This window comes from Acinetobacter sp. NigerLNRRAM0016, assembly GCF_054112845.1.
On sequence record NZ_JBSYVT010000013.1, the window covers coordinates 39,889 to 54,603 of the forward strand.

Genomic DNA, 14,715 nt, shown 5'->3' on the forward strand with positions numbered 1-14,715 from the left:
CATCATTTAATCGTTAACCAAAATCTTTTAAAAACAGCCATCAATCTAGTAAGGTATAAAAATAAATTATATTTAAAAGGATTTTTAAAATAAATCAGAGTAAAACAAAACAGAACATTTAATGCTAACAATGAACTATATTTTATAGATTTTTTTGCTCTAGAAGCTGAATTTTTCCTTAGGCGACGATAGTAAATAGCATTCACGTCTGTCGAAATAATTTTATGAATTCTATTAGAAATAGCAAACATAAATACAGCATCCTCACTCTGCATTAAATTTTCATTAAATCTTGTTTCCCCTACTAAACTTAGAGGAATCAACTTACAACAGGCATTAGATAGATATTTACGATATTTAATTAAATTACTTGAGGAAAAACCCTCCTTAAAGGTTAAATAATCATTCTCAATATCCATATCTCCCAAACCATTGACAAAATTATAGGTGTTAGAAACCATAATACTATTAGGTTGAATTTTAGAAACCAATAAAGATAGATAATTGAACGAAATAATATCATCATCATCTAAAAAAGTAATATAGGTTGATATACTTTTATTCAGAGCCATATTTCTTGCACTTGAAACACCCGTCACTTCAGAATACAACAACTCACTATTAAAATTAAAGCAACACAACCATTCTTTAATTTTACTATAATAAGGTTCTTTTGGGCCATTCAAAACAATTACTACCTTAAAAAGGTTAAAATCAAAATCTTGACTACTTATTGATTCAAAACATTCAAATAAGTAAAATTCAGGTTTATATGTTGGTATAACTACATCAATCATAATTACTCCCGAACATCATAGACTTTAAATAAAGATAAAAAATTATCAAAAAAATCAATTTATTATATGACACAGCAAATAAAACAACTTCACCTTTATAGTGAAACAAGAAAGATAGAACAAGCAAAAATAGAAAAAAGTAGGAATATTTTTTCAAATAAAATGATATTTTCAAAACAAAATAGATAAAATACCCATATAACAACAAAGAGAAAAAAGCACCATAAAATAATACAAAACGCATATAGCCGGCATCTGTGCTTAAGTAATAACTTCCATCACTATTTGAATAGCGCCCATCACCAAAAATAAATTGTCTCTCAGTTAATGAAAAATACATATTATGTAAAGTATCAGTAGATGTAGAAGATAACTTACCTTCATTAACATAATTCAATATAGGCTCCATACTATACAAATAAAAATAGCTTAGAGTTTCGTTCTGTATTAAACTTCCATCAATACCAATCAATAAGTAAATCAGAATAGTAAAACATACAAAAGTAGAAATTAATGTATAAAATGATCTTAGATTATTAAAGTTCAAAGCAAAATACAAAAAACCAAATATCAATCCTAATACTGCAGTTCGACCAGCACTAATTGATGCTAAACCACCAAGAAAAACTAAAAAAATAAAATATTTAAAATCAATAAATTTGTTTCTATAAGAAAAAAAACTTAAAAACAAAAACAACCCCATGACGATCGCTAGGCCAAATACGCTACTATCTGCTACACCTAGCCCTCGCGCATTAGAATATAATTCTAATACTCTCTCTCCCTGTTCATTACTTCGCGTAAATGATGTAATTAATTGTGAAAAATCCGAACTTAGTAACATTAAAATTATCATAATGATCTGTATCGAAAAAACAATTAATAAAATCTTAAAGAAATCACTGACACTCAAATCAACATTTGAAGCAAAATATTTTGCCAAAACATAAACAGCCAATATTGATACAATAAAATTTATTTTAGTCTTTACAATTGAAAAATCAAATGTATCCAATACAACTGGTATGATTAAACAAACCAAAAAATCAAATAAAAGAAACAAAAATAGGTAATAAAACTCCTTAGGAAAATGCAAATAATATTTTTTATAATTTAAAAAAGAATAAAATAAAATACCCATTGTTAAAATAGGAGTCAACGATCCTATAAGTGTCGGAAAACCAAAAATAAAAAAAAATAAAAAAACCGATATAAATAAAAAATAAATCAGATTATAGCTTCCGCAAACAAAATTCTTCATTTTAAGAACCGTTCCTTTAAAAACTCAAATCCACCACTTAAAAACAATTTAAAATCAAAATTCACCCAAAATACTTTATCTTTAAAATCAATCAAACCTCTAGTGTAAAACAATGAAAAATATACTCGCCCCACCTCTTTATAAATAATATTATGATTTACCCCCCCTTCCTTAAGCACACAAATAATTTTTTTAAAAAAAATATTAATAAATTTGTAATCAAATATATTAATATCAAGACTCTTCATTCTTTCAATATTACTCAAGTAAAAGTTTAAATCAATTTCCTTTTCACCAAAACAAATACCATACTCTTCAAAATATCGTTTATGAATATTACCCAAAGTTTGTTTACGCATATCTATATTAGCGTTGCCTACAGCTGTCTGACTTGTTTCAACCACACGATAATAAAGCAACTTTTCTTTTAAATTAAAACCTTTTCCGTACTGCAAAATATCCATCCAAAAATAATAGTCTTCGGCATATTTATATTCTCTACTAAAAGAAAGATTATGTATTCTTATCGTTTCTGTTCGAAACATTACAGAAGGGTGTATAAATCCAGTATTAAAAAATAATCGTACACGTATATTGCCATCACTTATTGGTACGTAAAAAGCTCTTTTATTGGTTAAATTATTAAAAAAACGGTATGCAGACGTCCCACAAATCATATAATCTGGATTTTCTTCAAGAAAATTAATTTGTTTAGCAAAACGTTCAGGAAGACAAATATCATCCGCATCCATACGTGCAATATATTTTCCTTTTGCTAAAGCCATACCTTTATTTAAAGTATCTATGAGTCCTAAGTTCTGCTCATTTTTGACATAAACAATTCGACTATCTTGAAATGATAAAATAATTTCTTCAGTCTTATCAGAAGAACCATCATTAAGAATAATTAACTCGAAATTTGTAAAGGTTTGAGCTAAAACACTATCTATAGCTTCTTTTATATACAACTCAGCATTGTATGCTGGCAATACAACACTAATTAACATGTTTTATCCATCTCAAAAATGACCCTGAAAAAAGCAATTTTAATGTTAATAAATGTAATCTTAACATCATGCCATTTTTAAAAAAATAATTAAGAATTGTTAACGAAAGAATTTCCGTAATCAACACAGAGAACACAGCGCCCTTCAACCCAAAACTTTCTATAAATAAATAACTTATTAAAGTATTTAAAATTAGAATAATCACCATTTTTTTCAATAAAAAGTTATAGGCTCCATATGTTGAAAATTTTATAATATATTTCTCAGAAACAGTAGAAAGCCCAGAAATTAATGCTACAAAGGTAAAAAAAACTATATATTTCACTGAGTCTATATAGTTATCTCCATATAAAAACAGCACAATACCCTTACCAAAAAAACACATAAAAAAAGCAACAAATAAAGAAATTATTATAACTAATATATTTACTTGAGCAACCATCTGATTAGCAATGTACTCATCTTTTTCCGCATAGATTTTCGACATAAATGAAGAAATAAAAGCTGTTAGTATTGAATAAAAACTAACTCCCAATGTAGATGCGACCATATATATTCCAAGATCTTTCATTGAATACAAGCCTAGAAAAAACTGAGATGTTTTTGTAAATATTGCTACAGAAAGTGTATATAAAACCAGGTTAGCCCCCGAGAATAACAAATATTTCCTATATTTAATTTTATTTGAGTCAAAAATATAATTGTTTTTTTCTCTATAATTAAAAATAAACCACCTTATTAAGAAAGGAATCAAGGCTACCCCTACAATAGGTATAACCAACCAAATCATATCAATTTGAAAAAAAGCTATAGCATATCTTGAAATAAAACTAAATAATAAACCTAAAATATTTGAAATAACATTAATATAAGCTTTTAATTGTGCATTAAAATAAATTGATGAAACATCAAGTGCCATAAGATAAGATGCAAAAAATGATGCTAAGCCAAAATAAAAAGTTACTAAATCAGTATAGTAGTAAACATAAGCTAAAACAGGAATTCCTGCTATAAAATACATTACATTTCTAATACTCTTGGTATATTTAATTAGTGCCCAAGCTGAATTTGGGTTCTTGCTCGCCCTCTTAAAGATTAAATTATCACAACCAAACCATGAGAAGATTTGAACTACTCCAAATATGGATGCAGAAAAACTCAACTTACCAAAACTTTCAGGCCCTATATATTTAGCTACAAAAGATGTTACGAAAATCAATCCAAAAATTGAAATTATTTTTTCAAAAACCATCCAAATAGAATTTTTAAACACTCTATTTTTTTTCAATTTATCAAGTATAATCATAATCTTATACTTACTTCATCTTTATTTAAGATATATTTCAAATCAAATACAACATGCTTATTTTTACCCAAAGCATGTATTTCTGCCGCAGTCATTTGTTTAAACTGATCGTGCGCAACTGCCAGAATAATGGCATCATATTGACCAGACTCTAAGTTTACAACTGGTGCTAAACCATATTCTTGCTTAACTTCTTCTGGATCTACCCAAGGATCATAAACATCTAGATCTAAATCATAATCTTTTAAAGCATCGACCATATCAATAATTTTACTATTACGAATGTCTGGACAATTTTCCTTAAAGCTAAGCCCCATCACTAATATTTTAGAGCCTATAACCTGAATACGCTGTTTAACCATTTCTTTAATAAGTTGTGTTGCAACATATTCACCCATCCGATCATTCAAACGTCGGGCCGCGAGAATAATCTCTGGATGCAACCCAATAGATTGCGCTTTGTGAGTTAAGTAATAAGGATCGACGCCAATACAATGTCCGCCTACTAAGCCAGGTCGGAATGGCAAGAAATTCCATTTCGTACCTGCTGCTTTGAGTACATCTTCAGTATCAATGTCTAATTTATTGAAAATCAATGCTAACTCATTTATTAAAGCAATATTGACATCTCTTTGCGTGTTTTCAATGACTTTCGCAGCTTCAGCAACTTTAATACTCGGTGCTTTATGTGTGCCTGCTTCCACAATTAAATTATAAACTTGGTCAACATAAGCAGCAGCTTCTGGTGTCGAGCCTGAAGTAATCTTTAAAATATTGGTGACACGATGTAACTTATCACCAGGATTAATACGTTCAGGACTATAACCCGCAAAGAAGTCTTGGTTAAACTTAAGACCAGAAATGTGCTCTAACACTGGTATGCACACTTCTTCAGTAGCACCTGGATAAACCGTAGACTCATACACCACAATATCACCTCGCTTTAAGACTTTAGCGATACTTTCAGATGCCTTAATTAAGGGAGTTAAATCAGGTTGCTTAAAATCATCAATTGGCGTAGGTACAGTCACAATAAAAAAATTACAGTGCTGTAGATCTTGCAAGTCTGCAGTATAAGAAAGTTGTGTCGCTGCTTGTAGTTCTTCTGGCGAAACCTCTAAAGTATAATCTTGACCACCGTTTAATTCATCAATACGTTTTTGATAGATATCAAATCCAATAACTGGGATTTGCTTTCCAAACTCTACCGCCAATGGCAAACCCACATAACCCAGACCAATAATTGCTATTTTTAATTCAGATTTTTGCAACATGTGTTTGCCTTGACGCCCATACTCATTGACTTTGGAATAAATTAAATGCCATTTTATTGGCTATTGGGTAATATAACAGAAATCCATTTTGTCTTTACGCAAATGAGTATAAATAAATTATACAATTTGTTATAGTTAGCTAAATTTTGAATAGATACACTCAATCTCATCCAAAGATTGAAATATTTTTATAATAGGGTTCAGAGTGAAATTTCTACAATATATTGGCCTCTTGGGGTTCACACTCAGCACTGTCGGTTGTGCTTTATCGCCTGGCCTGCAAACATATGATTTACCCGAACAGGGAGTCTATCAAACCGAGCTAGGAAGCTCAGTCAATGTAATACAACTGAATCAAAATACGTTACGTCAAATACAGTTAAATCAAGATACTGATTCAAAAGATTTTTCGAGTTTGTTTCGCCATTCCCAACTTACCTACAAACTTAGCCCAGGTGATATTTTATCAATCTATTTATGGGCTTATCCTGAAATTACGCCACCGATAAGCAATGCCAATAATGATCAATCTATTCAAGCGAATGGTTTCCAAATTGATCAAAGCGGCTATATTCAATTTCCCATTATTGGACGGTATAAGGCGGCAGGAAAATCACTTCCTCAAGTGAACCAAGAGCTTCGTAGCCAGCTGTCACGTTATTTAAAAACCCCAGATGTAATCGCCCGTGTTCTCTCTTATCAAGGACAACGTTTTTCTGTGCAGGGAAATGTGATGAAAGGGGGGCAATTCTTCCTGAGTGATCAACCAGTTAGTGTTTATACAGCTTTAGGCTTGGCAGGAGGCGTCAATACTCAATATGGTGATAACACATCTATTACCCTAGTTCGTCAAGGTCGTACTTACCACCTTAATAGCATTGAATTAGAAAAAGCAGGTTATTCTCTGCACAACCTACTAATTCAACCTAACGATACTTTATATGTAAATTCTAAAGAAAATCAAAAAATATACGTGATGGGCGAATCAGGCAAGAACCAATCTCTGTTGATGCGTGATCAAGGTATGACGTTGAGTGATGTATTGGGTGAAAGTTTAGGTTTAAACCCAAATACTGCCAGTGCAAGCCGTATTTATATCTTACGAAGTGATGCACAAACACAACAAACCGAGCTATATCACATGAACTTACTCAGTCTAGGTGATTTTGGCTTAGCCAATCAGTTTAAAATGCACAGCAATGATATTGTTTATGTCGACTCGACTGGACTGGCTCGTTGGCAGCGTATTGTGACCCAAATTTTACCTTTCTCTAATGCCTTATATAATATTGATCGGTTGGGGAACTAATGCAAATTCAGAATATTCTCGTGGTCTGTATTGGAAATATTTGTCGTAGCCCGATGGCTGAATATTTTTTAAAGCAGGAATTTCCTCAACTTCATGTTGAATCAGCTGGAATCTCTGGTTTAATTGGTCATAGTGCTGATGATAAAGCGATTTTATGCATGCAAAGACATGGCATCAACATGCAGCCGCATATTGCTAAAAAACTAAATGCTGACTTGATTAAAAAATCAGATTTAATTTTAGTCATGAGTCAAAATCAGCAAAAGCATATTGAACAAACATGGCCCTTTTCCAAAGGAAAAACTTTCCGATTAGGGCATTGGCAAGGAAAAAATGTGCCAGATCCTTACCAGCATGAACAAACTGTTTTTGATGATACCTGTCAACTTATACAAAGCTGTATAAGTGACTGGAAGAAACATATTTAACCCATTGATAGCAAAATTATGAGCCAAAATACCAATACAGAAGATACAATTGATTTAAAAGAGCTTTTCTTTTCGCTAATTGCTCAATGGAAACTGATTGCATTATGTATCATCCTTAGTCTTGTATGTGCACTACTTTATTTAAGAACAACACATGATATTTACGCTGTAGATGCATTAATCCAGGTTGAAGATAGTAAGGGAGCAGGTGCTGCAGCCCTTCTTGGTGACTTATCATCTATGGTGGATCAAAAGTCACCAGCCCAAGCAGAAATTGAGATTTTGAGATCACGTTTGGTTCTCGGACAAGTCATCCAGCAACTACATTTAGATTTTAGTATTTCTTCTACGGATGATACGATCTTCCATCGCCTGCTCAATCAAGATATCTACCAAACAGAATATTTACCGCAAGCAGTCATTTTTCATGACAATGAGCATTCTTTTCAGATAAAAAAATTTAATGTTCCTGTAGAGTACTTAGATAAACCTTTACTTTTAAGTTTTGAGAACCAGCAATTTACACTAACAGACAAAGAAACAGATGACGTTGTCTTTAAAGGAAAGCTGAATCAATTTAATCAAGGTAACACTGCTTTGGGTCTTTGGAATATTGGCATTTTTACTCGAGCAAATTTGAACTCAAGCTATAATGTTCAGAAAATGTCTTTAACTGCTACCGTTGATTCTATTCTAGAGAATTATTCTGTAGCTGAGAAAGGTAAACTCACAGGCGTACTTGGATTAAAATACCAAGGATCAGATAAAGAACACATTACCAAAGTTTTAAACTCAATTTTAGCAGCATACAGTAAACAAAATATTGAACGTCGTTCTGCAGAAACAGCTCAGACTTTAAAATTTCTTGATGAACAACTTCCAGAGCTTAAACAGCAGCTTGATGTAGCTGAACGCGAGTTCAATAAATTCCGTGAACAGTACAATACAGTAGATGTCACCAAAGAATCTGAACTCTATTTGACCCAAAGTATTAATCTTGAAACACAAAAAATTGCATTAGAACAAAAACAAGCCGAGCTTTCTGAAAAATATACTGCTGAACACCCAGCAATACAGCAAATTGATGCTCAACTTGCAGCAATTAATAGTAAAATTAAAGAACTCAATGCAACATTAAAACAATTACCAGACCTGCAACGCCGCTATTTACAGCTATATCGTGAAGTTGAAGTTAAGCAACAGCTGTATACTACCCTCTTGAATTCTTATCAGCAGTTACGAATTGCCAAAGCTGGTGAGATTGGTAATGTCCGTATCGTAGATACAGCGGTGTTACCAATTGAACCAATTAAACCTAAAAAATTATTGGTATTATTGCTTTCCATTTTTGTTGGTGGCTTCATTGGTGTCCTTGTGGCATTAATGCGAAATATGTTACGCACAGGCATTAAAGATTCTGGTCAAATTGAAACTGAACTAGACCTTCCTGTCTATGCAACAGTACCACGTTCACCTATACAAGAAAGTCGTATTAATCTTATCAAGAAGAAGAAGCATATTCCAATTCTTGCAGTCAAGAATAGCGATGATATCGCGATTGAAAGCTTGCGGAGTATGCGTACAGCCATTCATTTTGCTCTGAATAATGCGCGAAATAATGTGATCATGATTTCTGGACCAGCACCAGAACTCGGTAAATCCTTTGTTTCAACCAACCTTGCCGTGATTCTGGCGCAAAGTAATAAACGTGTTCTTTTAATAGATGCAGACTTACGACGTGGGTATTTACATAAATACTTCCATCAAGATAATCAAAAGGGATTAGCTGAATATCTGAATGGACAACAACCATTAGACCAGATACTTAAATCTACTGAGGTTGAAAACCTTTCTGTAATTACTCGTGGTAAAAGCCCAGCAAATCCATCTGAGCTACTTAGCACTGAGCGATTTAAGCTTCTTGTTGAGCAACTTTCTAATCAGTTTGATCATATTATTATTGATACTCCGCCTATTTTAGCAGTAACTGACGGCATAATCATTTCGCAATATGCAGGCGTTAACCTTGTCATCGCACGTTATGGTAAGACTCAAATTAAAGAACTTGAATTAGTCGTTAACCGCTTTGAACAAGCGAGCGTTAAAGTGACAGGTATTATCTTGAATGATATTCAACGCACGGCTGGTTCAAGTTATGGTTATAACTACGCTTATGCCTATAAAAATACCAAAGATGATTGATCTCTAACTTCTATTTAACTTAAAAGGATCAGCATAATGCTGGTCCTTTTTTATTTGTATAATAAATGTTTTAGCTTATCAGTCTGTTATAGCTTCTTTGCTGATACAGGCATATAGTAATATCCAATTATTAAGCTGGTTGAAATACCATCTATGCTTTAAAAAATTTGCTAAAATATTAGCAAATTTTGATTACTACAATGAATTTTGGAAAACCCTATGAGTAAAGCCTTACCCATCGCTGTTGCTGTAATTTTAGGCGGTGCTGCACTTGTTCCAGTTTATTATGCAACCAAACACCCTGAAGCCATCACATCAAAAGCCTCTAAAAATGCTTCTGCTGTTGAAAAAATTAGTTATGCTTTAGGTTATGAAGTTGCACACCAAACACCACCTGAACTTGACATCAATAGCTTTGTCACAGGCGTTCGTGAAGGGCATGCTCGTACACAACCTGCGTACACAGAAGAAGAATTAAAAAAAGCTTATGAGCAATTCCAACAAGAAATGCAGCAGAAACAAGCAGATCAAGCTAAAAATGCTCAAACTGCCAGCGATAGCTTCCTGACTGAAAATGCCAAAAAACCTGGAGTAAAAACAACCGCTTCTGGTTTGCAATACATTATTACTCAAGAAGGGACTGGCAAACAGCCCGCTGCCGACTCTGTCGTGACGGTACACTACACAGGCAAACTGGTGGATGGCAAAGTCTTTGATAGCTCAATTCAACGTGGTGAACCAATTGAATTCCCATTGAATCAAGTGATTCCTGGTTGGACCGAAGGTTTACAGCTCATGAAGGAAGGCGGCAAAGCGACGTTGTTTATCCCTGCTAAATTGGGTTATGGCGAACAAGGTGTGCCTGGCACCATTCCTGCGAACAGCACGTTAATCTTTGATGTCGAATTGATTAAAGTCAAATAAGAATAGAGGAGAGCTTAGCTCTCCTTCTTTCACTTTAGGCAATAGACTTCTGACATAAAAAGTTTGAATCAAATAGAACCATTTTTTATAGCACCAGAGCCTAGACGGATTAAAAATTAAAGACACTAAAACATAAAAAGTCCTGTCTTAGAGATTTTTGATTGCTTCGAAAATCACGTCACGAACAATTTTAGGAAGATTGAATGAAAATACAAATACTTTTGGCATCCACCCTCCTCATGAGTGCAACTACTTTTGCCAAGCCAATTACCACCAACAGCTCCACCTCTGAGCAAGTTGGATATAGTTTTGGTTATTTGATGGGCCGTAGTAATGCCGACTCAATGAAAGATTTAAATCTAGAAGCCTTTATTCAAGGGCTTCGCGAAGCAGCTCAGGGCAAAGATGCATCTCTAACTGATGAAGAAATGGCGCGAATTTTAACCCAATATAAAAAGCAGGCTGAAGCGCAACAACTGTTAGAGTTAAAAAAACAAGCTGAAACCAACAGTAAAATTGGTACTGCTTTCTTAGCTGAAAATGCAAAAAAAGCGGGCGTGCAAACCACTGCTTCAGGTCTGCAATATCAAGTACTTAAAACTGGTACAGGTAAAACTCCTAAAATGAGCTCTAAAGTCAAAGTCGACTATGAAGGGCAATTAATTGATGGCACAGTCTTCGATAGCTCGATTGCTCGTCAGCACCCTGCCGAATTCCAAGTGAATCAGGTGATTCAAGGCTGGACCGAAGGCTTACAATTAATGAAAGAAGGGGCAAAATATCGCTTCTTTATCCCTTCTAATCTCGCCTATGGTCAGATTGGTTCAGGAGATATTATCGAGCCGAATAGCACCCTGATTTTCGATGTGGAATTATTACAAGTACTCCCTTAAAAATAAAAGGGACTGATTTCAGTCCCTTTTTTACATTCTAAACAAGGCTTTTGGGGAAATCATGCATCAATTATGGTCGAATATCTCGTGGACGGAAGCCCATAAAAATTAATCCGATCAGATATGCCACAACCCCAAGTACACACAAGCCAATCACTTCAGCAACACGCATCCATTGTGACATGGTACCATCATACCAAGTTAAACCATAAGCCAAAGCTGCAATCATCACAATATTGGCGACCCCATATTGTAAAAACAGTTTTTTCCAATGTGGACCAAAGCGGAAGATATGGCGTTTATGCAGATAGAAATACAGCATTCCTGCATTGACCAAAGCCGAGCCTGAGGAAGCCAGTGCTAAGGCCATATGTTCAGCGTGCCAATCGATCAGCTTAAAGAAACCAATAAACACCACGTTTAAAATGGCATTGGCGGCTACTGCCATTAAACCCACACGTACAGGAGTTTTGGTATCTTGCTGAGCATAGAAACCAGGCGCAAAAACTTTAATCAACATAAAAGAAATTACCCCAGCGCTCATACACTGCAAAGCCAAAGCCGTCATTTGAGTATCTTCTACAGTGAATTCGCCACGTTGGAACAAGGCTTGAATAATCGGGGTCGAGAGCATAAATAGCGCAATACTGGCAGGTAAACCAACTAAAACAATCACTTTGGCCGCCCAGTCCATCATGCCACGGAATTTATGTTGATCCTGTTCCGCATGTCGTGCCGACAAAGACGGCAAAATCACGGTTCCAATCGCCACACCAATTAAGCCGAGTGGCAACTCAGTCATACGTTCCGCACTATAGAGCCATGACACCGAACCATCCTGCATAAACGATGCCCAGATGGTATTCAGCAATAAATTGATCTGCGTGACGGAAACACCAAACAAGGCAGGCAGCATCAACTTCATGATGCGATCGACACCTTCATGCTTAAAGTCAACCTTAGGTGGAATCAACAGATTCTTACGCCACAACTCTGGAATCTGGATCGCAAGCTGTAATACCCCTGCAGCAACCACTGACCAACCCAATGCCATAATTGGCTGAGCCATATACGGTGTAAGCCACCATGCCCCTGCAATCATTGCCACATTGAGTAAAACAGGCGCAAATGCAGGGGTCGAAAAAGAACCATAACTGTTCAAAATACTGCTAGCAAAGGCCGTCAGTGACATGAACATTAAATACGGTATGGTCAGACGGAACATGCTCACGGCCAGATCAAATTTCTCTGGATCGGCATGGAACCCTGGTGCATAGATATACAAAATTGCTGGGGCAGCGACCATTGCAATAAATGTCAGCAAGGTCATTACCGTCAGCAATCCGCCAAAAACTCGACTGATGAGAATCTGGACTTCTTCGTGTGCCTTACTGGTTTTATATTCAGTTAAAACTGGAATAAAGGCTTGTGAAAACGCCCCTTCCGCAAACAAACGCCGAAAAAAATTGGGGATACGGAAAGCGACGACGAACGTATCGAAATCCTTACCTGCACCAAACACATTGAGCAAGACGATATCGCGGACTAAACCAAGTACGCGAGACAACATGGTCATTGCACTGACAATAAAGGTCGATCGCCAAAGCGCCATCGTAACCACCCAGTAAAAAAATTAGTCGCTATTGTAATGAAACTTGTGAAAGAAAATCGTTGTTAAATGATTAATCTCAACGGAAATGTCTTTTTATTTTGCATTCTTAATCTGTTGAATCGAGGTGCGTAATTTAACCCAGTCAAAGAACGGACCTGGATCCGTTTTACGCTCTGGCGCAATATCGGAGTGTCCTGCCAGATGCTGTTGAATCGCAGGATAAGCTTGCTGCAAGCTGACAATTACTTGCGCTAAAACCTGATATTGCTGTTCTTCAAAAGCCGTATCATCACTGCCTTCAAGCTCAATGCCAATGGAATAATCATTACATTCCTGCTGCCCCAAATAAGTAGAACGTCCCGCATGCCAAGCACGTTGGGCTAAATTCACAAATTGCAGTACTTCACCCGTACGCAGGATCAGCAAATGTGCCGAAACCTTGAGTTCTTGAATGCTTTCAAAATAAGGATGCACGCTCGGATCCAGCTGGTTTTGGAAAAATTGCTGGATATAGCCTCCCCCAAACTGCGACGGCGGCAAACTGATGTTGTGGATCACCACCAATTCAATTTGGGCTGTCTCGGGTCGCTGATTAAAATTGGGCGATGGAATTTGCTTCGCACCGATGAGTTGACCATCGACAACCTGAAAAGATGAAGCCTGCTGCATAATCCATTCCTAATTATATGGAGGGTTAATCGGTATTTGCACCATGCTAAAACTTTCATCATGAAATCTCAAATCTACAGAATAAACTGCACAGAACAAATCTATTTGCATCAGAACAGTGTTAAGATAACGCGCAATTTTCATGGGTTAAAAAAGACACGGAAAGACTATGAGCATTTCTCCAGCGTTGCTTGAACAATCAATTCAAATCAATATTCAACAAGCACTCCAAGAAGATATTGGGGATGGGGATATTACAGCTTTATTGACCCCTGAAGATGAGCAAGCGACGGCAACCATTATTAGCCGCGAAGACATGATTTTAGCGGGTCAACCGTGGGTCAATGCCTTAATTCAGGCTTTTGATGCTTCAGTTCAGGTGACTTGGTTAAAACAAGATGGTGATCAAGTACTTGCCAATGAAGCTTTTTTAAAACTTGCTGGCTCGGCACGCAGTCTATTAACGGTTGAACGCCCTGCCCTGAACTTTATTCAGACGCTATCAGCCGTGGCGACCAAAACTGCGGATTATGTTAAACAACTGGATGGCTTAAATACCAAACTGCTAGATACGCGCAAAACCATTCCTGGTTTACGAATTGCGCAGAAATATGCTGTTGCAATTGGTGGCGGTCAGAATCACCGCTTAGGTCTGTTTGATGCCTTTTTAATTAAAGAAAATCATATTATGGCGGCGGGTGGCATTGCTGAAGCCATTGCCAAAGCCCATCAAATTGCACCAGGCAAACCTGTAGAAGTTGAAGTGGAAACTTGGGATGAATTGAACCAAGCGCTTGAAGCTCAAGCAGATATCGTGATGTTGGATAATTTTAGTCAACAACAAATGATTGATGCAGTTCAACATGTGGCAGGACGTTGCAAACTGGAAGCCTCTGGCAACATTACCATCGATAATTTACGCCAAGTGGCTACCACCGGTGTTGACTATATTTCAATGGGCGTACTCACTAAAGATGTCAAAGCGATTGATTTATCGATGCGTTTTAATGGTTAATCATTGATTACATTAAGG

At 35.7% G+C, this 14,715-nt stretch carries 13 protein-coding genes; 6 read left to right on the top strand and 7 right to left on the bottom strand.

What is annotated here, in order from left to right:
* Positions 1–2: 2 nt before the first annotated feature.
* Genes ACWQ4X_RS09975 through tviB form a run of 5 tightly spaced genes read right to left on the bottom strand, consistent with a single transcriptional unit; the run spans position 3 to position 5,642 of the window.
* A complete protein-coding gene (locus ACWQ4X_RS09975) occupies positions 3–797 on the bottom strand; it encodes a glycosyltransferase family A protein (protein ID WP_457903526.1) in 795 nt (264 codons plus the stop codon).
* A complete protein-coding gene (locus tag ACWQ4X_RS09980) occupies positions 790–2,058 on the bottom strand; it encodes a hypothetical protein (RefSeq protein WP_457903527.1) in 1,269 nt (422 codons plus the stop codon). Before ACWQ4X_RS09980 ends, ACWQ4X_RS09975 begins: the two co-directional genes overlap by 8 nt.
* Complete coding sequence (locus ACWQ4X_RS09985; protein WP_457903528.1) at positions 2,055–3,065, bottom strand: glycosyltransferase family 2 protein; 1,011 nt, start codon at positions 3,063–3,065, stop codon at positions 2,055–2,057. The genes ACWQ4X_RS09980 and ACWQ4X_RS09985 overlap by 4 nt, the downstream gene beginning before the upstream one ends.
* A complete protein-coding gene (locus tag ACWQ4X_RS09990; protein ID WP_457903529.1) occupies positions 3,055–4,371 on the bottom strand; it encodes an oligosaccharide flippase family protein in 1,317 nt (438 codons plus the stop codon). Before ACWQ4X_RS09990 ends, ACWQ4X_RS09985 begins: the two co-directional genes overlap by 11 nt.
* Entirely contained in the window at positions 4,368–5,642 is a 1,275-nt protein-coding gene (gene tviB, locus ACWQ4X_RS09995; RefSeq protein WP_457903566.1) for a Vi polysaccharide biosynthesis UDP-N-acetylglucosamine C-6 dehydrogenase TviB, read from the bottom strand. The genes ACWQ4X_RS09990 and tviB overlap by 4 nt, the downstream gene beginning before the upstream one ends.
* A gap of 208 nt (positions 5,643–5,850) precedes the next feature.
* Between tviB and ACWQ4X_RS10000 the strand changes: the two genes are divergently transcribed.
* The 5 genes from ACWQ4X_RS10000 to ACWQ4X_RS10020 all read left to right on the top strand — a co-directional run bounded on the left by ACWQ4X_RS10000 (position 5,851) and on the right by ACWQ4X_RS10020 (position 11,401).
* The gene (locus tag ACWQ4X_RS10000) at positions 5,851–6,954 is read left to right on the top strand and encodes a polysaccharide biosynthesis/export family protein (RefSeq protein WP_457903530.1); all 1,104 of its coding nucleotides are present in this window, start codon (positions 5,851–5,853) and stop codon (positions 6,952–6,954) included.
* Positions 6,954–7,382: a low molecular weight protein-tyrosine-phosphatase gene (locus tag ACWQ4X_RS10005; protein ID WP_457903531.1), complete on the top strand. Its 429-nt coding sequence runs from the start codon at positions 6,954–6,956 to the stop codon at positions 7,380–7,382. The genes ACWQ4X_RS10000 and ACWQ4X_RS10005 overlap by 1 nt, the downstream gene beginning before the upstream one ends.
* 18 nt (positions 7,383–7,400) lie before the next feature.
* The gene (locus ACWQ4X_RS10010; protein ID WP_457903532.1) at positions 7,401–9,584 is read left to right on the top strand and encodes a polysaccharide biosynthesis tyrosine autokinase; all 2,184 of its coding nucleotides are present in this window, start codon (positions 7,401–7,403) and stop codon (positions 9,582–9,584) included.
* Between the two features lie 219 nt (positions 9,585–9,803).
* Complete coding sequence (locus ACWQ4X_RS10015) at positions 9,804–10,508, top strand: FKBP-type peptidyl-prolyl cis-trans isomerase (RefSeq protein ID WP_100242325.1); 705 nt, start codon at positions 9,804–9,806, stop codon at positions 10,506–10,508.
* A gap of 203 nt (positions 10,509–10,711) precedes the next feature.
* Positions 10,712–11,401 (top strand): FKBP-type peptidyl-prolyl cis-trans isomerase, encoded by a 690-nt coding sequence (locus tag ACWQ4X_RS10020; protein WP_457903533.1) that lies wholly within the window; start codon positions 10,712–10,714, stop codon positions 11,399–11,401.
* Positions 11,402–11,471: 70 nt separating this feature from the next.
* On the opposite strand, the gene murJ is transcribed toward ACWQ4X_RS10020, so the two are convergent.
* Positions 11,472–13,022 carry a murein biosynthesis integral membrane protein MurJ gene (gene murJ / locus ACWQ4X_RS10025; protein WP_457903534.1) on the bottom strand — a complete coding sequence of 517 codons (1,551 nt, stop codon included), beginning with the start codon at positions 13,020–13,022 and terminating at the stop codon, positions 11,472–11,474.
* Between the two features lie 84 nt (positions 13,023–13,106).
* Positions 13,107–13,682, bottom strand: a complete 576-nt coding sequence (gene ampD, locus ACWQ4X_RS10030; protein WP_457903535.1) for a 1,6-anhydro-N-acetylmuramyl-L-alanine amidase AmpD — start codon at positions 13,680–13,682, stop codon at positions 13,107–13,109.
* 169 nt (positions 13,683–13,851) lie between these two features.
* On the opposite strand from ampD, the gene nadC reads away from it, so the two are divergent.
* On the top strand, positions 13,852–14,697 hold the full coding sequence (gene nadC, locus ACWQ4X_RS10035) for a carboxylating nicotinate-nucleotide diphosphorylase (RefSeq protein WP_457903536.1): 846 nt from the start codon (positions 13,852–13,854) through the stop codon (positions 14,695–14,697).
* Positions 14,698–14,715 lie beyond the last annotated feature (18 nt).